The following is a 21,574-nucleotide window of genomic DNA, read 5'->3' on the forward strand; positions in this document are numbered from 1 at the left end:
CCGGGGTTGGGCGTCCTGCCCAACCCGCCAGTCGCATGCGCCCGGCCCATGGCGCCAACGGTCCCGGCCAGGGTGACCACGCCTCCTCTGGACGATTCCATGTGCGCGGCCGATGTGCGCATGGCAGAGCAAGAAGTAGGCCCATGACTTCCGGGGTTCGGGCCGGGGCAGGGCGGCGGGCTACAATCGAGGGTTCCACTACCAGGGGCTGCTCCATGCGCTCGAACCTGCTTGCATTCTCCATCGTCGCCAGCCTCGGCCTGGCCCAGGTCGCCCATGCCGCTGAAGGCATGTGGGTGCCGCAGCAGCTGCCGGAAATCGCCGGTCCGTTGCAGAAGGCCGGCCTGAAGCTGTCCCCGGAGCAGCTGTCCAACCTCACCGGCGACCCGATGGGCGCGGTCGTCGCCCTCGGCGGCTGCACCGCCAGCTTCGTGTCGCCGCAGGGCCTGGTGGTTACCAACCACCACTGCGCCTACGGTGCGATCCAGCTGAATTCGACCGCCGAGAAGAACCTGATCAAGGACGGCTTCAACGCGCCGAAGCACAGCGATGAACTGAGCGCCGGCCCGAACGCCCGCGTCTACGTGCTCGACCAGATCACCGACGTCACCGCCCAGGCCAAGGCCGCCATTGCCGCCGCCGGCAACGACCCGCTGGCCCGCAGCCGTGCGCTGGACGCCTTCGACAAGGCCCAGGTCGCCGCGTGTGAAGCCGAGGACGGCTTCCGCTGCCGCCTGTACACCTTCTCCGGCGGCAACACCTACCGACTGTTCCGCAACATGGAAATCAAGGACGTGCGCCTGGTCTACGCGCCCCCGGGCAGCGTCGGCAAGTACGGCGGCGACGTCGACAACTGGATGTGGCCGCGCCACACCGGCGACTTCTCGTTCTACCGCGCCTACGTCGGCAAGGACGGCAAGCCGGCCGCATTCTCGGCCGACAACGTGCCGTACCAGCCCAAGCACTTCCTGAAGTTCACCGACCAGCCGCTGGGCGCCGGTGACTTCGTGATGGTGGCAGGCTATCCGGGCCGCACCAACCGCTACGCGCTGGCCGGTGAGTTCAACGAAACCGCCAGCTGGACCTACCCGACCATCGCCAGGCACTACAACGCAGTGTTGAAGATGATCGATGAGGCGGGCAAGGCCGACGCCGACGTCAAGGTGAAGTACGCCGCCACCGCGGCCAGCATGAACAACGTGGCCAAGAACTACGCCGGCCAGCTGGAAGGCTTCAAGCGCATCGACGCTGCTGGCCAGAAGCAGGCTGAAGAAGCCGCCGTGCTGGCCTGGCTGAAGAAGCAGGGCGCCGCCGGCAAGCCGGCCTTGGCAGCGCACGCGCAGCTGGTCAAGCACCTGGATACCAGCAAGGCGACCCGCGAGCGCGATCTGTTCGTCGGCCAGTTCAACAACACCTCGGCGGTCAACGCCGCCATCGGCCTGTACCGCCTGTCGATCGAGCGCACCAAGCCGGACGCCGAGCGCGAGGTCGGCTACCAGCAGCGCGACCTGCCGACCCTGGAAGGCGGCCTGAAGCAGATGGATCGCCGCTATGTGGCGAAGATGGACCAGCAGCTGCAGACCTACTGGCTGGACCAGTACGTCGCCCTGCCGGCCGCGCAGCGCAACAACGACGTGCTGAACACCTGGCTGGGCGGCAGCGATGCCAGCGCGGTCAAGGCACTGGTGAGCAAGCTGTCGGGCACTGAGCTGGGCAGCCTGGATGCACGCCTGAAGTGGTTCAAGGCCGACCGCGCCGCGTTCGAAGCCAGCACCGATCCGGCCATCCAGTACGCGGTGGCGATCATGCCGTCGCTGCTGAAGCAGGAAGAGCAGAAGAAGATCCGCGAAGGCGAGTCGCTGACCGCACGTCCGCTGTACCTGCAGGCACTGGCTGACTACAAGAAGAGCCAGGGCGAGTTCGTGTACCCGGATGCCAACCTGTCGCTGCGCATCACCTTCGGCAACGTGATGGGCTATGAGCCCAGGGACGGCGTGGCCTACACCCCGTTCACCACGCTGGAGGGCATCGTCGCCAAGGACACCGGCGTCGATCCGTTCGATGCGCCCAAGGCCCTGCTCGACGCGGTCAAGGCCAAGCGCTACGGCGGCCTGGAAGACAAGCGCGTGGGCTCGGTGCCGGTGAACTTCCTGTCCAACCTGGACATCACCGGTGGCAACTCGGGTTCACCGGTGCTGGACGCCAACGGCAAGCTGGTCGGCCTGGCCTTCGACGGCAACTGGGAATCGGTCAGCTCCAACTGGGTGTTCGACCCGGTGATGACCCGCATGATCGCGGTCGACAGCCGCTACATGCAGTGGATCATGCGGGAAGTGGCGCCGGCGCCGGCGCTGCTGAAGGAACTGAACCTGGCGAAATAAACCCGTTGCGGTAGTGCCGGCCGCTGGCCGGCAACCCCGACCAGATAGCCGGAGTTTCCAAAACCCCGCGATCCACGTCGCGGGGATTTTTCATGCCCGGCACGGCCCGGTGCGCCGAACGGGTATCATCCCTGTTCCGCGCACTTCACAGGATGTGAACGAAACGCGGAACCTCCTCCCCCCAGGACCCCTTGCACGCATGCGCATCCTGCTTGCCCGCCACGGCGAAACGCCGTGGAACGCCGAAGGCCGCTACCAGGGCCAGATCGACATCCCGCTTTCGCCGATCGGTGAAGCCCAGGCCCAGGCCTTGGGCGCCCGCTTGGCCTCGGTGGACATCACCCGTGCCGTCGCCTCGCCGCTGTCACGCGCGCAGCGCACCGCGCAGCTGGCACTCGGTGCCGCCCGTGCCGACATGTTGCTGACCGAGCCGGAGCTGCAGGAAATCGCCCACGGCGAGTGGGAAGGCCTGCTGGCCAGCGAAATCAACGAAAAGGACCCGTCGCGCCTGAAGGCGTGGCGCGAGGAGCCGGACACCGTGCTGATGCCCGGCGGTGAATCGCTGCGCCTGGTGCTGGAGCGCAGTTGGCGCGGCCTGGCCCGCGCCACCGAAGGCCTCGGCGAGCACGACACCCTGCTGGTGGTCGCCCATGATGCGGTCAACCGCGTGATCCTGTGCAAGGTGCTGGGCCTGCCGATCTCCCGCCTGTGGACCTTCCGCCAGGCGCCGACCACGCTCAACCTGCTCGAAGGCGCCGACCTGGACAGCCTGGAAGTGGTGCGCCTGAACGACTGTGCCCACCACACGCCGTTCTTCGGCGAAGCCAAGCACCGCGCACTCTGATCCATCCCCTCGCATCAACTGCTTCTGCTGGAACCGCTGCCGTGACGAACACCCCGACCACCCTGGCCGACTGGCTGGACTACATTGAACGCCAGCACCCGGCGACCATCGACATGGGCCTGGAGCGCGTGCGCGCCGTGGCCACGGCGATGGGCCTGGGGGCGCCGGCCCAGCGCACCATCGTGGTCGGTGGCACCAACGGCAAGGGCTCCACCGTGGCCTTCATCGAAGCCATCGCGCGTGCTGCCGGCTGGAAGGTCGGCGCGTACACCTCGCCGCACCTGCTGCGCTACAACGAGCGCGTGCGCATCGACGGCCACGATGTGGAGGATGCGGCGCTGGTCGCCGCCTTCAACACCATCGAGGCCGCGCGTGGCGATATCACGCTGACCTATTTCGAGTACGGCACGCTGGCCGCGCTGCAGCTGTTCGCCGACGCCGGGCTGGACCTGGCGGTGCTGGAAGTGGGCCTGGGCGGTCGCCTGGATGCGGTCAACATCGTCGACGCTGACGTGGCGGTGATCACCACCGTGGACATCGACCATGCCGAATGGCTGGGCGAGGACCGCGAAGCGATCGGCACCGAGAAGGCCGGCATCATCCGTGGCTGGAAGCCGGTGATCCTGGGCGAGACCGACCCGCCGTCGAGCGTGCTCGCACGTGCCTACCTGGTCGGCGCCAACGCGATCCGCGGCGGCAGCGATTATTTCTACGAACCAATCGATGCCCAGCGCTGGCGCTGGCGCGATGTCGGCCTGCGCATGGAACTGCCGACCCCGGCGCTGGCCGGCCCGATCCAGCTGGCCAACGCGGGTGCCGCCATCGCTGCGCTGCGCGCGCTGGACAAGCCGGTGCCGCGTGCGGCATGGGCTGCTGGTGTCGCGGCGGCGCGCATCTCTGGCCGCCTGCAGGCGTTCGAGCGTGACGGCGTGCAGGTCCGTGTCGATGTCGGGCACAACCCGCAGGCGGCGGGCCAGCTGGCGCGCGCGCTGAAGGCCGAAGCGTCGGCCGGGCGCACCCTGGCGGTGTACGCCGCGCTGCAGGACAAGGACGCGGTGGGCGTTGTGCAGGCGCTGCAGGACGTGGTCGGCGAGTGGACCCTGGCCGGACTGGACGGCCCGCGCGTGCAGAGTGCTGCCCAGTTGCAGGCCCGCCTGGCCGGTACGGCGGCGGCCAAGGCCCAGCGCGCTGATACTGTCGAGCAGGCGCTGGCACAGGTACTGGCCCAGGCCGGGCGCGGTGACCGCGTACTGGTGTTCGGCTCCTTCCATACCGCCGCTGCCGCGCTGCAATGGTTGCAGGGCGCCGCCTGATCCGCGTTCAGCCAATGCCGACGCCGTCCGGTCCGGCACCCGTATAATCGACCGCAACCTCCGGACAGTTGCCGCCTCACGTGGATACGCCTCTGAAACAGCGTCTGATTGGTGCCATCGTGCTGGTGGCGCTGGCCGTGATTTTCCTGCCGATGCTGGTCAAGGGACCGGCGCCGGACAGCGGTGTGGCCTCGGTGCCGATCGCCGCGCCGGACGCACCGGCCGATGGCCAGTTCGAAACCCGTGAGCTGCCGCTGGTTGCTCCGGCCGGTGGAGCCACCGGCCTGCAGACCGGGCAGGCCAAGCCGCTGCAGGAGACGGCCGCGCCGGCTACGCCGCCGACCGTGGACACGTCTCCGGCGGTTGCCGCCGGCAACTTCGCCGTCACGTTTGGCGCCTACGGCAGCAAGGCCGACGCCGATGCGGTGATCGCCTACCTGCAGCGCTCGCAGCTGCCAGGCTTCGCCGAAACCACCACCATCAGCGGGCGCCAGGCGTGGCGTGTGCGTGTCGGGCCGTATGCCGACCGTGCCCAGGCCGAAGCCGCGCGCCTGCAGGCGGTCAAGATCCGCGCCGATGTGAAGGCAGAAGTCATCACCCTGGATGCGGCGGCAGGCAGCAGTGCGGCGGTTGCCGCCACGCCGGCGCCGACCACCAGCACCCCGGCCGCGGCCACCACGCCGTCGGCCACCAGCAACCCGGTGCGCAGCGAAAGCCTGCCGCCAAGCACGCCGACGGCGACCACCAAACCAGAGCCGCCCAAGCCGGCACCGAAGCCCGAGGCTCCGAAGCCGGACGCCAAGCCCGAGCCGAAGCCGGAGGCCGCCGCCAGCAAGCCGGTCCCTGCCACGCCGACAGCACCGGCGGCCAGTGGCGTCGGCTTCGCCGTGCAGTTGGGCGCGTTCGGCCAGGCCAACGATGCCAACGCGCTGCGCGACAAGGTCCGCGCCGCCGGCTTCAGTGCTTTCGTCGAGCAGGTACGCACTGAAAAGGGCACGCTGCATCGCGTCCGCGTCGGACCGGTGGCCAACCGCGCTGACGCCGAGCAGCTGAAGGCGCAGGTCGCCGCCAAGGTCGGCGTGGCCGGCATGGTCCGACCGCACCCATGATCCACGCGCAGGCCCGTTGCCAGCGCCGCCGAAGGAGCGGGGCGCCATGATCGACGTGGTGCTGCTGATCGTGATCGCCGCCTCGACCCTGCTCGGGATGCTGCGTGGCTTTGTTGGAATCGTCATCGGCACGCTGTCGTGGCTGCTGGCCGCGTGGGCGGCCTTCGCCTTCGGCAACGATGCGGCACGCTGGTGGGCGGCCCCGGCCGCACCCGGCGGCGAGCATTTCGTTGGCGGCTACCTGGGCGTGGGCATTGGCGTGATGATCGTGGTCGCGGTGATCGGCATGGTCATCAAGGCGATGATCCATCGCAGCATGCTGACCAGCCTGGACCGGTTGCTGGGCGGCGTGCTGGGCGCCGTGCGTGGCGGCCTGATCGCGGCGATCCTGGTGCTGCTGGCCGGCTTCACCCCGCTGACCGCCGAACCGTCCTGGAAGCGCTCGGCGGTCCGCCCGGTGCTGAACCCGGCCGTGGCCTGGATGAACGGGAAGCTGCCGCACTGGCAGGTGCCCGGCGCCGATCTGCTGCCCAAGACCTTGCCGACCGACATGCTGTCCCCATCTGCATTGATGGAGCTGGGGAAGAGCGCAGGCGCCGATCTGGGAAAGCCGGGCGCGGCAGGCGATAATGGCATCCTCAACCAGGTAGTGGCGGGCAGCGGATGGCTGCGGCCCGCGAAAGCGGAACAGGGCGACGCATACGATCCGGCCGAAGTGCGCCCGGACGCCCCAGCACTGCCAGACAGTATCGAGCCGGGCGATCCGGCCAATGTCGACCGCAGGCGCGGCGACCACCGCGGCCAGGTACGGCCACCTTCCTTGTAACTGGGCACAGCCCAGCGGAGACTTCGCACCATGTGTGGCATCGTCGGAATCGTCGGCAACCAGAACGTCGCCGGGCAGTTGTATGACGGCTTGACCGTTCTCCAGCATCGCGGCCAGGATGCCGCGGGCATCGCCACGGCCAATGGCAGCCGCCTGCGGGTGCAGAAGGCCACCGGCCTGGTCCGCGATGTGTTCGATGCACGCACCATGTCCACCCTGGAAGGCAGCGTCGGCATCGCCCATGTGCGCTACCCGACGGCCGGCTCGGAAGGCATGGACGAGGCGCAGCCGTTCTACGTCAACTCGCCGTACGGCATCGCGCTGGCCCACAACGGCAACCTGATCAACACCGAGGCGCTGCGCCAGCAGGTGTTCGAGCAGGACCGCCGCAACGTCAACACCGATTCGGACAGCGAAGTGCTGTTGAACGTGTTCGCCTATGAGCTGGAGCAGCAGCGCCAGCTGAGCCCGGAAGCCGCGATCCGCGCGGTGGCTGGCGTGCACCGCCGCTGCAAGGGCGGCTACGCGGTGGTCAGCGTGGTGCTGGGCCTGGGCCTGGTGGCCTTCCGCGACCCGCACGGCATCCGTCCGCTGGTGCTGGGCAAGCGCAGCCATGCCGAGGGCGACGAGTACATCGTGGCCTCCGAGTCGGCCGCGCTGGACGTGCTGGGCTTCCAGCGCGTGCGCGATGTGCAGCCGGGCGAAGCCCTGGTGATCACCGCCCGCGGCGAGCTGTTCTCGGAAATCTGCGCCGAGCCGGCTGAGCACACCCCGTGCATCTTCGAGTACGTGTACTTCGCGCGTCCGGACTCGATGATCGACAACGTCTCGGTGCACAAGGCGCGCATGCGCATGGGCATCAAGCTGGGCGAGAAGATCCTGCGCCTGCGCCCGGACCACGATATCGACACCATCATCCCGATCCCGGATACCTCGCGTGATGCCGCGCTGGAGATCTCCAACGTGCTCGGGGTGAAGTATCGCGAAGGCTTCATCAAGAACCGCTACATCGGCCGCACCTTCATCATGCCGGGCCAGGGCGAACGCGTGAAGTCGGTGCGCCGCAAGCTCAACCCGATCCACCTGGAGTTCCGCAATCGCGTGGTGCTGCTGGTGGACGACTCGATCGTGCGTGGCACCACCAGCCAGCAGATCGTGCAGATGGCCCGTGATGCGGGCGCGCGCAAGGTCTACCTTGCCAGCGCGGCACCGCCGGTGCGCTACCCGAACATCTACGGCATCGACATGCCGGCGGCCGAAGAGCTGGTCGCGCACAACCGCACCGTGGAAGAGATCGAGGCCCACCTGGGCTGCGACTGGCTGATCTACCAGGATCTGGAGGACATGGAAGCGGCGGTGAGCGAGGGCAACCCGGCGCTGCGCAACTTCGATTCGTCCTGCTTCAACGGCCACTACCCGACGGGTATCGAGCCGGGCTACTTCGAGCGCATCCAGCAGCTGCGTTCGGACGACGCCAAGCACAAGCGCCGCGCCTGAGGTCCAGGCGTGGTCGATGTACCCGACGTTGGTGGCGACCTGCTGCGCGCGGCGCAGCAGTGCCTGGCCGAAGCCGACCCGCTGCGCAAGGTCGCGTTGACCCAGGCGTATGCCGCCGCGTTCCGTGCCGGTCGCCTGAAGGTGGCTGCCGATGCGCCGCCGCCGGAACCGATCCGCATGCCTGGCCGGCCGGCACGGCTGGTGCTGGTGCATCCGCGCGAAGTGCCCCGGCGCGGGCTGGGCGGCGTGGAAGGACGCGCCGCCTTCATCCACGCCATCGCCCACATCGAACTCAACGCGATCGACCTGGCCTGGGATGCGGTGTACCGCTTCCGCGGCCTGCCGCCAGCGTTCCATGCCGACTGGGTCAGCTGTGCCGACGACGAATCGCGGCACTTCATGCTGCTGCGCGAGCGCCTGCAGGCGCATGGCCACGACTACGCCGATTTCCCCGCGCACAACGGCCTGTGGGAAATGTGCGAAAAGACCGCGCATGACGGCCTGGCGCGCATGGCCCTGGTACCGCGCGTGCTGGAAGCGCGCGGCCTGGACGTGACACCGGGCATGATCGAGAAGCTGCGCAATGTCGGTGATGGTGAAACCGCCGACGTACTGGAAGTGATCCTGCGCGAGGAAGTGGCGCACGTTGCCGCCGGTTCGCGCTGGTACCGCTGGTACTGCGATCGCGCCGGCGTCGAGCCGCGTGCGCGCTTCAAGGCGCTGCTGGTGGAATACGCCGGCGGCTACCTGCACAGGCCGTTCAACATCGAAGCGCGCCTGCTGGCCGGCTTCGACGCCGACGAGCTCGCCAACCTGGTCGAACAGGCCGGTTGAACAAAAGGGGACGGAGGGGATTAAGTCGTTTGTGGCACAAACGACTTAATCCCCTCCGTCCCCTTTTTCATGCGTTGGGCAGCACCACGCGCTTGCCATCCACGGTGGGCCGGTTGATGTAGAACAGGCCGGGACCGGGCCGGTAGGGCAGTTCGCTGACGCCGGCATCGGCGGCATAGGTCAGGGCGGTGTCGCCCAGCGCGTCGAAATTCCAGTGCGCCGACTGCATCAGGTAGCGTCGGCGCAGCAGCGCCTCCTGGGTCTGGGTCAACGCCTGCCCTGCCACCAGCCGCCGTGCGATCGGTTGCAGGGCCGACGGCAGTTCCCAGCCGGGAATCTCGGCAGCGCTGGCGCGCCAGGTCACGCCGGCATCGATGGCATGCTGCTGCATCACCTGCAGCGCGATCAACTGGTAGCGCCAGTCGATGCGCCGCCGCAGTACCACGGCGGCAGTCACGTACAGCACCGGGGACAGCAGCACGCTGCGGCTGCCGGCGCGGCGCTGCTGCTGCCACTGGTGCCAGACATCCACCCACACTTCCTTTTCGTCCACGCCCAGCTGCTGCCGCCAGCGTTCGGCATCGGCCTGCGTTTCAGCGTAAGCCGTGGTGGCCTGCAGCATCGCCAGCGGGGGAATCTGGTAGTCGGCAACGGCGGGGCGGCGCAGCTGCTGGCGACGTGGGCGGCTGAGCAGCTTGGGGCCTTCCTCCAGCTGGTTGTAGCCTCCGCCGATGTTGGCGTGCACGCCGGGCAAGGCAATCTCGGTGAACGGCGGTGCCACCGTGGTCAGCGGATAGTGCTGGCGATGCTCGTCGCGCGCGGTCAACTGCACCACGCGTGCAGCGATGCCACTGGACAGGGCAAGCTGCGGTTGTTCGTCGGCGCGGCCACCACTGACCGCAGCCACGGTATCGAACAGGCCGATGAATCGCAGCACCGGAAGGGCAGGGGCGAAGTCCGGCGTACAGACCAGGCCGGACGATTGCAGCAGTTGCCGCCAACGCGTGGTATCCCAGCCCTGCAGCTGGTTGGCGATATCACGTGCGGCGGCAGCGCCTCGAGAGAACCCGAACAGATCCAGCTGCACGCGACGCAGCGGTTGCCGCCAACGCGTGGACAGTTCTGCAAGCGCAGCCGGCAGCACCACCTGCAGCGCGCGCTGCACCTTTGCGCGGACGCCGCTGGCGCCGATACCGAACGCCAGTCCGATCAGGTCGTCGTCGGCGTCATCGCGGGTACCGACACCTTCCACGTAGATCGACAGCGAAGGCGTGGCCATCGCATCGCGGCGGCTGTCCGGGTACAGCTGCTGCAGGCGTGCGATGTTGGTCAGGCCGTTGTCGTAGCTGCTGGTCAGCCGGCTCTGGTAGGTCGAATCATCATCCGCACGCAGCTGCGCCGGGCGCGGTCGCGGCTGCTGTGGTCGACCACGCGCGAGGTTGTGCGCGTTGTTGCGGGTGCCATCGAAGAACAGGCCGATCCGCAGCAAGCCGACATCTTCGTCCGTGTCCTGCGATGGTGCCATGTGCATTCCCCGTCGTGGCTGCGTCACGGTAGCGCGAAAGTGGTGTGTTGGCGAAGTGTAGTGACGCTTTTGACCTGACTGAACGCAGATGCGGTCGATCACAAATCCTGACTTTCATTCCACTCGCCTATTGAATTCACACGAGCCGCGCAGGCCATATGGCCAAACCCGGCAAACCGGGTCGTGCTGCATCAACGCTGTTCACATCATTCAAGGAGCGACGCAATGTTGTCCAGATCGATTGGCAAAGCGGCAGGTGGCCTGGTGTTGGGTTTGTCGGTGGCGGCGGCCGCGCATGCGGCACCGTTGTTCGAGCCGGTGACGGTCATCAGCCGCGCATCGGCAAACAGTGAGCCCGCGCTGGGCAAGCTGCTGGCCACCCCGTCCACCGCGACGGTACAGGAAGTGCGCGTTGATGCAGCCGCGACTGCACAGCCGCAGCTGGAATTCGAACTGCTCGGCCAGCGCGTGCAGGCCGTGCGCAGCAAGGTTGAAGCGCTGCCCGATGGCGGCAGCATCTGGTATGGCCAGTTCCGTTCGCCCTCGGACAAGCTGACCGCGGCCACCTCCAACGGCCAGGACGACCCCGGCAATTCGCTGATCCTGGTGCGCTCGGGCGATACCATCACCGGCTCGATCCGCAAGGATGGAAAGCTGTACCGCCTGCGCCCGCTGGGCAACCGCCACGTGCTTGTGGAAGTGGACGAGTCGCGGATGCCGGCCGACCATCCGGCCGATTACAACCAGCTGCCGAAGATCCCGATGGGCAACAACGATCGCCTCGGCATCGCGCAGGCGTCGTCCGGCACGCCGGCCACCATCCGCGTGCTGGTGGTGGCGACCAATGCCGCCGTCGCCGCCTATGGCGGCAACATGCAGTCACTGGTGCAGCTGGCCGTGGCCGAATCGAACCAGGGCTATGTCAACAGCAACGTCGGCATCACCATGGAACTGGCCCGCTACGAAACCACCAGTTACACCGAATCGGGCAGCTTCGATACCGACCTGGCGCGTTTCCGTGGCACCAGCGATGGCTACATGGACAGCATCCACACCAGCCGGAATACCTACACGGCTGATGTGGGCGTGCTGCTGATCAACAACACCGCCTACTGCGGCCTGGCCTCGGGCATCGGCTCGACGGCGTCGACCGCGTTCGCGGCCGTGTACTGGGATTGCGCGACCGGCTATTACTCGTTCGCGCACGAGATCGGCCATCTGCAGAGTGCGCGGCATGACATCGCCACCGACTCGAGCACCTCGCCCTATGCCTATGGCCACGGCTATCGCTACGAGCCCGCCACCGGCACCGGCTGGCGCACGATCATGGCCTACAACTGCACCCGCAGCTGCCCGCGCCTGAACTACTGGTCCAACCCCAACATCAGCTACAACGGCATCCCGATGGGCAACGCCAGCACCGCCGACAACCAGCGCGTGTTGGTCAACACCAAGGCCACCATCGCGGCCTTCCGCTGACTGTCCAGGCGCCGACCAAGGCCGGCGTCTACCCGGGCGCATGCACCTGCTCTGGTAGATGCCAACCTTGGTTGGCACCTTGCGATCCGTTATTCGCGCGCCAGCGTATCCAGCGTCCAGCCGCTGGCATCCACGCGCAGCACCGAACCCTGTTCGTACCAGTCACCCAGCACGATGCGGGTGCGCTCGCGACCACCGGCCTGCAGCGTGTGGATCGCCGGCCGATGGGTATGGCCATGGATCATGGTGTCCACGTCATGGCGCACGAAGGTGGCATCGACTTCGGCAGGGGCCACGTCGGTCACCGACTCGAACTGCGCACGATCGTCCTGCTTCATCTCGGACTGGCGCGCCTGGCTGGCTTCGCGCGCCTTCTGCGCGAACGCGATGCGTGCGGCCAGCGGCTGCGACAGGAACTGCGCCTGGAATACCGGGTCGCGCGTCTGTGCACGGAACTGCTGGTAGGGAATGTCATCGGTGCACAGCAGGTCACCGTGCTGCAGCAGCACCGCGCGGCCGTACAGTTCGATCATGCACGGGTCGGGCAGGATGCGCAGGCCGGCACGGCGCGCGTAGTCCTCACCGAGCAGGAAGTCGCGGTTGCCGCGGATGAAGTACACCGGCACGCCGCTGTCGGACAGCACCTTCAACGCATCGGCCACAGTGTCGGCGGCGGGCGAGGGCGTGTCGTCGCCGATCCAGGCCTCGAACAGGTCGCCGAGGATGTACAGCGCATCGGCGCCGGGCGCCTGCTCGCGCAGGAAGCGCAGGAACAGGTCGGTGATCTCCGGACGGCTGGGGTCCAGGTGCAGGTCGGAAATGAACAGCGTGGTCATGCCCGCATTCTAGGCCATCAATGATGATGGTGGCGCCGGGCCTTGCCTGGCTCCGGTCGTCACACCGGCAGCGGCAGCCAGGTCAGGCTGGCCGAAGCCAGCACGATGGCGATGGCGGTGGCTGCCAGCACATCGGAAGGATAGTGCAGGCCCAGGACCACCCGCGACAGTGCAACGCCACAGGTGAACGGCACCAGCAGCGGCGCCAGCCACGGGTAGTAGGCCAGTGCCACGATGGTGAACGACACCGCATGCAGGGTGTGTCCGGAGGGGAAACTGAACTCGTCCAGCGGCGCCACCCAGGCGCGGATGCGCAGGTCGGCCGCGTAGGGCCGCGGGCGCCGGGTCCAGCGCTTGAGGACCTTGTACAGCAGCAGCGCGGCCAGGCCCGTGGCGGCCATGTGCACCGAGGCGCGCAGGCCGTCGAAGCCGTCCAGCACCACCAGCGCGGCCATCAGCACGTACCAGAACACGCCATCGCCGAGCCGGCTGATGACCGCGAACAGGCGACGCACGCGGCGCCGCCGGCAGTAGTGGTTTGCGCGCCGGCACCAGCGTGCTTCGCGCCCGGCCAGCAGCTCAAGCGGCGTAGTGCGCATGGCCGTTCCTCCGCGACTGTGCCAGTTCGGCCAGCAGTGCATCGAACTCGGCCACCACCTGTTGTGGATGCAGGCGCTTCATCGCGCGTGCGGCATTGCCGCCCAGTTCGCGGCGCTGCGCGTCATCGGCGGCCAGTCGCACGGCGGCATCGATGAACTGATCGTCGCTGTCCACGGCTGCGCCGTTCTCGCCATTGCGCAGGTACTCGCGCGCGGCGCCGTAGTCGAAGGCCACGGTGGCCACACCGCTGGCCATGCTTTCCAGGGTCACGTTGCCGAACGTTTCGCTGCGGCTGGGGAACAGGAACAGATCGCCGCTGGCGAAGTGCCGGGCCAGCGCATCGCCGCGCTGGATGCCACAGAAGATGAAGTCGGGGTTTTCATGTGCCAGCTTCTCGCGGGCCGGGCCATCTCCGACCCACACGAAGCGTGCCTTGGGCCGGATCTGCTGCAGCCGGCGGAATGCCTTCACTGCCAGGCCGAGGTTCTTTTCAGCAGCAATGCGGCCGACATAGATCGCCACCAGGCCGTTGCCATCCACGCCCCATTCCTCGCGCAGCGCGGGATCGCGCCGTCCCGGATCGAACTGCTGGCTGTCCACCGCGCGGGCCAGCAGGCGCACGCGCTCGAAGCCCTGTTCGCCGAGGAACTGCTGCAGCTCGTGGGTCGGCACCAGGGTGGCATCGGCCTGGTTGTGGAAACGGCGCATCCAGCGCATGGCTGCGGCCTGCAGCCACGCCACGCCGTAGTCGGGCAGGTACTCGTCGAAGCGGGTGTGGAAGCCGCTGGCGACCGGAATGCCGAGGCGGCGCGCAGTGCGCAGTGCCGACCAGCCGAGCGGACCTTCGGTGGCGATGTAGACCGCATCCGGGCGTTGTTTCTGCCAATGGCGGCCCAGCCGGATCGGCGCCGGCAGTCCGAAACGCAGGCCGGGGTAGCGGGGCAGGGCGGCGCCGGGAACCAGCAAGGTGCCGGGTGCCGAATCCAGCGCTTCGCTGGACTGGCGGGGGCGGACCAGGTCGATCTCGTGCCCGGCTGCGCGCAGACCTTGTTCCAGCCCCTGCACGGTGAGGGCGACGCCGTTCACTTCCGGTGGATAGGTCTCGGTGACGATGGCATAGCGCATGGCGGGCCTCCGGGTTTCCGGCATGCTCGGGCCTGGCGATGTAGCCGACATGACCGCTTTGCGACCATCAGATGACGGTGGCGCCGGCCAGCGCCTGGGCGCGGCGGCCAATAAAAAACCACGGCCCCGAAGGGCCGTGGTCGTCATGCTTCCGTCACAGCGCGATGGATCAGAAGCGCTGCTGGTACTTCATGTAGATGAAGCGGCCGATATCGTAACCACCGTAGTACGAGAAGGCCGAGTTCGGCTTGCTGTACATGACCGGGCCGGTCTTCTCGAACACGTTGTTGGCACCGACCGACACGGTGGCGTCCCACGGCAGCGAGTAACGCACCTGCACGTCGTGGAAGGTGACCGCGCCGCGCTCGTTGTAGTTGCGTGCGCCCTTGTACCACGGTGCGTACACACCCGGATCCGAGCACTCGTCCGGGTACAGCGCGATGTTCGAGCAGGTTTCCTTCACGCCCGAATAGTAACGCGCGGTCCAGCTCGCGCCGAAGTTGCCCCGCTCGTAGCCCAGCACCAGGTTGGAACGGACGCGGAAAGCGCTGCCGATGCCGTTGGTGACGATCGGGACGATCGAGCTGTCGTTGGAGGTGCGGTAGGTCGCACTGGACACGTAGGTGGTGGCCGAGTTCACGTTGAACTTGCCGAACCGGGTGTCCAGACGGTAGCTCACGTCCAGATCGTAGCCTTCGGTTTCCATGAAGCCCGCGTTGCGGTTGCCGAACTTCAGGTTGGTCACGATGCCGGTCACCGGGTCACGCTGGAAGCGCGAGCAGCGCGCGTCGATACCCGATTCGTAGCAGTCCTGCAGGATCTGGGTCGGCGTGTCGGCGATGATCGTGTTGTCGATGCGGATCTTCCACCAGTCCAGCGAGGCGTTGAAGCCCTGGATGAAGCTCGGGCTCCAGACCAGGCCCAGCGTCTTGCTGGTCGAGGTTTCCGGCGTCAGCAGCGGGTTCGACCCGGAGGTGAACGGCACCGGGGTCGCGTCCGTCGACGTGTTCACCGGGGTGCCACCCTGGCGCAGCTGGCGGAAGGTATTCGCATTGGCGATGTCGCGTGCGCAACGTGCACGGACTTCCGCGCTGGAGGCCGAGGAACCGAAGCGGGTGTCGCACGGATCGCTGAACTGCGCGAAGGTCTCCGAACCACCACCGAACAGGTCGCTGATGGTCGGTGCACGGAAGCCCTCGGCCCAGGTGCCACGCACCATCAGCGAGTCGATCGGCTTCCACTTGAAGCCGAACTTGCTGTTGAGCGTGTTGCCGAAGGTGTTGTAGTCCGAGAAGCGGGTTGCGCCATTAAAGGTCAGTTCCTTCGCGCCCGGCAGGTCGGCCAGCACCGGAACGTTCACTTCCAGGTAGGCCTCGTTGACGGTGTAGTCACCGCCGGTCGGGCCCGCGGCCAGGTTGGTGGTCGCGCCCGTCTGGGCCAGGGCATCCGGGGTGTACTTGCCTTCTTCCTTGCGGCTTTCCACGCCGAACGCGAAGCCCAGGTCGCCAGCCGGCAGGGTCACGATGCTGCCAGCGATGTTGGCAAAGAAGTTCTTGGAGGTGGTACGGCCCTTGGTGATCTCTTCCGGGAACAGCCACGCCTGCAGTTCTTCGTTGCCGTACAGGCCATCGGCAGCCGTCGTGCCGTACGGTACCAGCGGGTTCCACGGCTTGCACACGTCATAGGAGATCGGTGCAGCGGCGGTGCCGCACTGCACCTTGCCGGTGGCGGCGTTGTAGAACGACGGGCCGACGCCGCCGGCGACGCGACCCTTGTGCAGGTTGCCGGTCGCCACCGATTCCAGTTCATTGCGGTTGTACTGGTAACCCACTTCCCAGTCGAAGTAGCGGCTGCCGATCTCGAACGAACCGTCGAACGACGCCACCGCGCGGTAGGTCTTCAGCTCGCTGGTGGTCACGCGCGGCACTTCCCAGGTGCGGCGGTTCCATGCCACGGCGGTCGGGGTGGCATACCCGTGCTGGCGGCCGAACGGATTGAAGTAGCTGTTGATCGACATCGAGCCGACACCGGCGGTGCTCGACTGCAGCGGATAGCCCGCGATCTGGCGGGTGGACTCACGCTGGTTGTAGCCCAGCTCGGTGCGGAAGTTGACGTTGTCGGTGATCTTGAAGCGGCCGTCGAAATAGACCGAGTCGCGCTTGACCGGATACATCACGTGCATCTGGTCGTTGGCGTTGCTCACGTCACCGGTGAACGGCGTGCTATCGGTGAGGTGGTAATTGGCCGGGTTGGTGGGATCGGCGCCGCGGTTGAGGGAATAGCCGCAGCCCGCAGTGGCGGTACAGCCCGGGCCGCGCAGACCGGTGAACTGGCCGTACTGGCTGATCGTGGTCCAGTTGCTGCTGTCGTACGGATGGCGATCGGTCATGCCGTACTTGCTGAAGCCGCGATCGCGCGCCCACACGCCCTTCTCTTCGGCATGCTCGGCGGACAAGGTCAACGACACGCGATCGTTGCTCCAGCCGGCGACCACGTCGAAGCGGTCACGTGCGCCGTCGCCCTGGCTGTACTGGCCGTGATAGACGTTGGCGGTCACACCGGTGACATTGGAGCGGGTGATGATGTTCACCACGCCGGCCATGGCGTCGGAGCCATAGATCGCAGAGGCGCCGTCCTTCAGCACCTCGATGCGCTCCACGGCGGACACCGGCAGCGTGGAGATGTCCTGGTAGCCGGACGTGCTGATGCCCATGCGCTTGCCGTTGACCAGCACCAGCGTGCGCTGGGTGCCCAGGTTGCGCATGTCGATGTAGGTGCCACCCGCGTTTTCACCCGCGGTCAGCGCATTGGCGCGGCTGATGGTCGGGCTGCCCATCGCGGTGACGTTCTGCAGGATGTCGGCAACCGAGCTGAAGCCCTGCTTTTCGATGTCGTTGCGGCTGATCGCGAACACCGGCTGGGCGGTTTCCACGTCCACCTGGCGGATGCGCGAGCCGGTGATCTCGATGCGGTCGAGGTTGGTGGGCGTTGCGTTGCTGCCGTCCTGGGCAAACGCGGGCAGGGCGGCCAACGTTGCGGTGGTAGCCAGGGCATAGCGGATGGCCTGCCCCAGTGCGGTGGTGCGTGAAGTCATGGCGAGCTCTCTCTCTCAGGTCGTGCACAAGACGCCAAAGTGGGCGTCGAAGGAGCCAGCTGGGTTGATGACCGAGCCGGTGACCCGATAGTAGTCTCGTTAGTTAATGCTCTGTAAAGAGTTCGTATCGATTTATGTCACGGGACACCCCCATCCTTCACAAAACGTGAACAAAAGCAGGCGCTTACGTGAGAGGTGCGATACGCGATACGGTGCCGTCGTGATGCGAAGCAGCACAAAAAACCGCCAGACTGCGCAAAGTGGGGGTGCGAAGTGCGTCACTCCTGCTGTCCTGTGGACAACAGGCGACGGCGTATTCAGGCTACGAACGGACGGAACTGGATGCCCAGCCCGGCGATCCCGTCGGTCTCGCCGATCAGGTCGGCGCGCAGCAGCGGACGGGCATCGATGAACGCCTGCGGCACGATCAGCGACAGCCGGTTGTCGTCGGCGGTCAGTTCCAGCGCCGGCAGCGGGTCGTCCTCATGCGCGCGGTTGAGCAGCACCGCCAGCCGCAGCAGGGCCGCCAACCGGCGCGCGGTCAGCAGCAGTCGCTCGGGCAGGGCGTCGAAGGCGGTCTTGGTCACGCTGCGGCGATGGCTGCGCACCAGCGCGGCCAGCATCTGCTGTTCCTGGCGGGAGAAGCCGGCGATGTCCGAGTGCTCCAGCACGTAGCTGCCATGCACGTGGTAGCCGCTGTGGGCAATCATCAGGCCCAGTTCGTGCAGGCGTGCGGCCCAGCCGAGCATGCGCGCATCATCGGCATCGAGCTTCCAGCGTTCCTGCACCTGCTCCAGCAGTGACAGAGCAGTGTCCTGCACGCGGTCGGCCTGTACCGTATCGATACCGTAGCGCTGGCTGAGCGCAGCTACCGATTCATCACGCAGGTCGTTCTCGCCGGCACGGCCGACGATGTCGTAGAGGATGCCCTCGCGCATCGCGGCCTTGCTGACCAGCAGCTTCTGCAGGCCAAGTGCCTGGAACGCCGCTTCCAGCACCAGGATGCCGCCGGCGATGATCGGGCGGCGGTCGCTGGACAGGCCCGGCAACTGGATGTCGTCGATCTTCTTGGCCTTCAGCAGCTCATCGCGCAGTTGCGGCAGGGCCTCGGCGGTGATCGCGCCCTTGCTCAGCTTCATCGTCGCGCAGATCTCGCTGATCGCCTTGTGCGTGCCCGAAGAGCCCAGCGCTTCCTGCCAGCCCAGCGCGCGATACTTGCTGGCGAAGGGCTGGAACTCGCGGCCGATCTCGGCCAGCGCGTCCTTCCAGCGCTTCTTGCTGAGCTTGCCGCCGGGGAAGAAGCGCCGGGTGCTGGCGATGCAACCGGCCTGCAGGCTTTCGCGCTCCAGGGTCTGCATGCCCATGCCGATGATGAATTCAGTGGAGCCGCCACCGATGTCGATCACCAGCCGGCGCTGGCCGGGCTTGGGGGGTTGCGCGTGGGCCACGCCCAGGTAGATCAGGCGGGCTTCTTCGCGGCCGCTGACCACTTCGATGGCGTGTCCCAGTGCAGTTTCGGCCGGGACCAGGAACGACTGGGGAGAACGCAGCTGGCGCACCGTGTTGGTGGCCAGCGCGCGCACCCGATGCGGCGGCACATTGCGGATGCGCTGGCCGAAACGGGCCAGGCATTCCAGCGCGCGCTGCCGTGCGGCGGAAGACAGTCCGCCTTTGCCATCCAGCCCGTCGGCCATGCGCACCGTCTCGCGCAGGCGGTCGATCACCCGCAGCTGGCCGAGCGTGTAGCGCGCGATGACCATGTGGAAACTGTTGGAGCCAAGGTCGATGGCGGCCAGCAGGTCGCCATCCTGCAATGCGGGCGGAGTCGTGGAGGTATGCGGCATGGGCGAATGTTAGCCGAAGCGGCGGTGTGCTCGTCACCGCGCGGCCTTCACATTTTGGAAGGAGGCGTGCAGCAGGATTGCAAGGGGTCAGATCCCTTTCCCGCAGGAAAGGGATCTGACCCCGGGCGACCGCTGATCGAATCCCGACCTGCGGTCGGGGTCCACCGGGGCAGGACTACAGCCCCTGCATCAATGCCATCTGCGCAGAATGCGGGGCTTCGTCGTGCGCCGGCGCACGCTTGTGGTAGAGGCCGTCGGCGTCCAGTTCCCAGGCGTTGAGGTTGTCGTCCAGGTAGTTCTGCAGGACCTCGCGGTACACCCGCTTGGCCAGTTCCGGATCGAGGATCGGGAAGCAGGTCTCGACCCGGCGCAGCAGGTTGCGTTCCAGCCAGTCGGCGCTGGCGCAGTACATCTCCGGCGCGCCGTCGTTGCCGAACCAGTAGACGCGGCTGTGCTCCAGGAAGCGGCCGACGATCGAGCGCACGCGGATGTTGTCCGAGACGCCCGGAACGCCCGGACGCAGGGTGCAGGCGCCACGGATGATCAGGTCGATCTGCACGCCGGCCTGCGACGCGGCGTACAGCGCGCGCACCACCTGCGGTTCGTTCAACGCGTTCATCTTGGCGATGATCCGCGCTGGGCGGCCGGCGGCGGCGATGCGCGTCTCGCGCTCGATACGGCCGAGGATGCCGGTGTGCAGGGTGAAGGGCGACTGCAGCAGGCGCTTGAGCTTCATCTTCGAGGCCAGCCCGGACAGCTGCTGGAACAACAGGTGCACGTCATTGCCGATGTCCGGATCGGCGGTGATCAGGCTGATGTCGGTGTACGCGCGGGCAGTGCCGCTGTGGTAGTTGCCGGTGCCCAGGTGCACGTAGCGGCGCAGCTTGCGGCCTTCGCGGCGCACGATCAGCAGCATCTTGGCGTGGGTCTTGTAGCCGACCACGCCGTACACCACCTGCACCCCGGCCTCCTGCAGGCGATCGGCCAGGCCCAGGTTGGCCTCTTCGTCGAAGCGCGCACGCAGTTCGACCACTACAGTCACGTCCTTGCCGTTGCGCGCGGCCTGGATCAGTGCGTCGACGATCAGCGAATCCTTGCCGGTGCGGTACAGCGTCTGCTTGATCGCCAGCACGTTGGGATCGATCGCCGCCTGCCGGATCAGGTCCAGCACCGCGGTGAAGGCATCGAACGGGTGGTGCAGCAGCAGGTCCTGGCGCGCCGTGGTCTCGAAGATGCCGTCGCTGTCGCGCAGCGTGCGCGGGGTCATCGGCGGGTACTTCAGGTCCGGCTGCGCGATCAGGTCGTACAGCTGGATGATGCGGTTGAGGTTGACCGGGCCGTCGATGCGGTACACCGCGTTCTCGGTCAGGCCGAAATTCTGCAGCAGCGTGCGCACGATCTCGCGCGGCATGTCGTGGGCGATCTCCAGGCGCACCGCCGGCCGGTAGCCGCGGTCGACCAGTTCGTCGCGCAGCGCCAGCGCCAGGTTCTCCACTTCCTCCTCGTCCACCACCAGCTCGGAGTTGCGGGTGACACGGAACTGGTAGGCACCCTGGACTTCCATGCCCGGGAACAGCTCATCGACGAAGGTCGACAGCACCGAGGACAGGAACACGAAGTTCTGCGATCCGCCGAGCTTCTCCGGCAGCTGGATGATGCGCGGCAGCGAGCGCGGCGCACGCACGATCGCCAGGTGGCCGGCGCGGCCGAACGCATCGGTGCCCTTCAGCACCACCACGATGTTCAGCGACTTGTTGAGGATCTTCGGGAACGGGTGCACCGGGTCCAGGCCCAGCGGCGACAGCACCGGCATGATCTCGTTGCGGAAGTAGGCGCGCAGCCAGCGCCTCTGGCGGTCGGTCCAGGAATGGCGACCGAGCACGCCGATGCCGGCCTCCATCAGCGCCGGGCGCAGCGTCTCGTTCCAGCAGCGGTACTGCTGGTCCACCAGCTCCGCAGCGCGGTCATGGATGGCGTTGAGGATGGCCTGCGGGCTCATGCCGTCCGGCGCCGGCGGCAGGCCGAATTCCTGCGCGTGGCGCACGGCGGCGGCACGGATCTCGAAGAACTCGTCGAGGTTGGTGCAGGAGATGCACATGAAGCGCAGGCGCTCCAGCAGCGGCACCTGCGGGTCCATGGCCTGCGCCAGCACGCGGAAGTTGAAATCCAGCTGCGACAGCTCGCGGTTGATGTACAGCGACGGGTCGCGCAACGGATCGTTGTCCGGGCTCACGGGGAGGGGGAGGGATCCGAGGCTGCTCATGGCG

15 protein-coding genes are annotated in these 21,574 nt (G+C 67.2%); 8 read left to right on the forward strand and 7 right to left on the reverse strand.

Going from position 1 to position 21,574, the window contains the following annotated elements:
- Positions 1-215: 215 nt before the first annotated feature.
- The 7 genes from AC5P8F_RS19380 (at position 216) to AC5P8F_RS19410 (ending at position 8,804) form a co-directional block, all read left to right on the forward strand.
- Positions 216-2,381, forward strand: coding sequence for a S46 family peptidase (locus AC5P8F_RS19380; protein ID WP_495228817.1), 2,166 nt, complete (start codon positions 216-218; stop codon positions 2,379-2,381).
- A 199-nt stretch (positions 2,382-2,580) separates the two neighbouring features.
- The gene (locus tag AC5P8F_RS19385; RefSeq protein WP_014646078.1) at positions 2,581-3,225 is read left to right on the forward strand and encodes a histidine phosphatase family protein; all 645 of its coding nucleotides are present in this window, start codon (positions 2,581-2,583) and stop codon (positions 3,223-3,225) included.
- Between the two features lie 41 nt (positions 3,226-3,266).
- Positions 3,267-4,538, forward strand: coding sequence for a bifunctional tetrahydrofolate synthase/dihydrofolate synthase (gene folC / locus AC5P8F_RS19390; RefSeq protein WP_495228820.1), 1,272 nt, complete (start codon positions 3,267-3,269; stop codon positions 4,536-4,538).
- Positions 4,539-4,618: 80 nt separating this feature from the next.
- Positions 4,619-5,647 (forward strand): SPOR domain-containing protein, encoded by a 1,029-nt coding sequence (locus tag AC5P8F_RS19395; protein WP_329768250.1) that lies wholly within the window; start codon positions 4,619-4,621, stop codon positions 5,645-5,647.
- Between the two features lie 46 nt (positions 5,648-5,693).
- The gene (locus AC5P8F_RS19400) at positions 5,694-6,473 is read left to right on the forward strand and encodes a CvpA family protein (protein ID WP_014036126.1); all 780 of its coding nucleotides are present in this window, start codon (positions 5,694-5,696) and stop codon (positions 6,471-6,473) included.
- Between the two features lie 30 nt (positions 6,474-6,503).
- Positions 6,504-7,970, forward strand: coding sequence for an amidophosphoribosyltransferase (gene purF, locus AC5P8F_RS19405; RefSeq protein WP_005408246.1), 1,467 nt, complete (start codon positions 6,504-6,506; stop codon positions 7,968-7,970).
- Between the two features lie 9 nt (positions 7,971-7,979).
- Positions 7,980-8,804 (forward strand): ferritin-like domain-containing protein, encoded by an 825-nt coding sequence (locus AC5P8F_RS19410; protein WP_197574733.1) that lies wholly within the window; start codon positions 7,980-7,982, stop codon positions 8,802-8,804.
- Between the two features lie 67 nt (positions 8,805-8,871).
- On the opposite strand, the gene AC5P8F_RS19415 is transcribed toward AC5P8F_RS19410, so the two are convergent.
- The gene (locus tag AC5P8F_RS19415; protein ID WP_401732728.1) at positions 8,872-10,329 is read right to left on the reverse strand and encodes a T6SS phospholipase effector Tle1-like catalytic domain-containing protein; all 1,458 of its coding nucleotides are present in this window, start codon (positions 10,327-10,329) and stop codon (positions 8,872-8,874) included.
- A 225-nt stretch (positions 10,330-10,554) separates the two neighbouring features.
- Between AC5P8F_RS19415 and AC5P8F_RS19420 the strand changes: the two genes are divergently transcribed.
- The gene (locus tag AC5P8F_RS19420; protein ID WP_014646083.1) at positions 10,555-11,808 is read left to right on the forward strand and encodes a M12 family metallo-peptidase; all 1,254 of its coding nucleotides are present in this window, start codon (positions 10,555-10,557) and stop codon (positions 11,806-11,808) included.
- An 89-nt stretch (positions 11,809-11,897) separates the two neighbouring features.
- On the opposite strand, the gene lpxH is transcribed toward AC5P8F_RS19420, so the two are convergent.
- From lpxH to ppk1, 6 genes are all read right to left on the reverse strand, one after another.
- Positions 11,898-12,644 (reverse strand): UDP-2,3-diacylglucosamine diphosphatase, encoded by a 747-nt coding sequence (lpxH, locus tag AC5P8F_RS19425; RefSeq protein WP_197606311.1) that lies wholly within the window; start codon positions 12,642-12,644, stop codon positions 11,898-11,900.
- 59 nt (positions 12,645-12,703) lie between these two features.
- Positions 12,704-13,243 carry a phosphatase PAP2 family protein gene (locus tag AC5P8F_RS19430; protein WP_032955935.1) on the reverse strand — a complete coding sequence of 180 codons (540 nt, stop codon included), beginning with the start codon at positions 13,241-13,243 and terminating at the stop codon, positions 12,704-12,706.
- Entirely contained in the window at positions 13,224-14,369 is a 1,146-nt protein-coding gene (locus AC5P8F_RS19435; protein WP_481453777.1) for a glycosyltransferase family 4 protein, read from the reverse strand. Before AC5P8F_RS19435 ends, AC5P8F_RS19430 begins: the two co-directional genes overlap by 20 nt.
- A gap of 169 nt (positions 14,370-14,538) precedes the next feature.
- Entirely contained in the window at positions 14,539-17,463 is a 2,925-nt protein-coding gene (locus AC5P8F_RS19440; RefSeq protein ID WP_032955931.1) for a TonB-dependent receptor domain-containing protein, read from the reverse strand.
- Between the two features lie 317 nt (positions 17,464-17,780).
- Entirely contained in the window at positions 17,781-19,307 is a 1,527-nt protein-coding gene (gene ppx / locus AC5P8F_RS19445) for an exopolyphosphatase (RefSeq protein WP_032955928.1), read from the reverse strand.
- 175 nt (positions 19,308-19,482) lie between these two features.
- On the reverse strand, positions 19,483-21,570 hold the full coding sequence (ppk1, locus tag AC5P8F_RS19450; RefSeq protein ID WP_046429123.1) for a polyphosphate kinase 1: 2,088 nt from the start codon (positions 21,568-21,570) through the stop codon (positions 19,483-19,485).
- Positions 21,571-21,574 lie beyond the last annotated feature (4 nt).

It is taken from the genome of Stenotrophomonas sp. YJH_SMC_69 (genome assembly GCF_059370495.1).

Coding starts and splice junctions, on each gene's coding strand:
- AC5P8F_RS19380 (WP_495228817.1), top strand. CDS start 216: ATGCGCTCGAACCTGCTTGCATTCTCCATCGTCGCCAGCCTCGGCCTG.
- AC5P8F_RS19385 (WP_014646078.1), top strand. CDS start 2,581: ATGCGCATCCTGCTTGCCCGCCACGGCGAAACGCCGTGGAACGCCGAA.
- AC5P8F_RS19400 (WP_014036126.1), top strand. CDS start 5,694: ATGATCGACGTGGTGCTGCTGATCGTGATCGCCGCCTCGACCCTGCTC.
- purF (WP_005408246.1), top strand. CDS start 6,504: ATGTGTGGCATCGTCGGAATCGTCGGCAACCAGAACGTCGCCGGGCAG.
- AC5P8F_RS19415 (WP_401732728.1), bottom strand. CDS start 10,329: ATGGCACCATCGCAGGACACGGACGAAGATGTCGGCTTGCTGCGGATC.
- AC5P8F_RS19420 (WP_014646083.1), top strand. CDS start 10,555: ATGTTGTCCAGATCGATTGGCAAAGCGGCAGGTGGCCTGGTGTTGGGT.
- lpxH (WP_197606311.1), bottom strand. CDS start 12,644: ATGACCACGCTGTTCATTTCCGACCTGCACCTGGACCCCAGCCGTCCG.
- AC5P8F_RS19430 (WP_032955935.1), bottom strand. CDS start 13,243: ATGCGCACTACGCCGCTTGAGCTGCTGGCCGGGCGCGAAGCACGCTGG.
- AC5P8F_RS19435 (WP_481453777.1), bottom strand. CDS start 14,369: ATGCGCTATGCCATCGTCACCGAGACCTATCCACCGGAAGTGAACGGC.
- AC5P8F_RS19440 (WP_032955931.1), bottom strand. CDS start 17,463: ATGACTTCACGCACCACCGCACTGGGGCAGGCCATCCGCTATGCCCTG.
- ppx (WP_032955928.1), bottom strand. CDS start 19,307: ATGCCGCATACCTCCACGACTCCGCCCGCATTGCAGGATGGCGACCTG.
- ppk1 (WP_046429123.1), bottom strand. CDS start 21,570: ATGAGCAGCCTCGGATCCCTCCCCCTCCCCGTGAGCCCGGACAACGAT.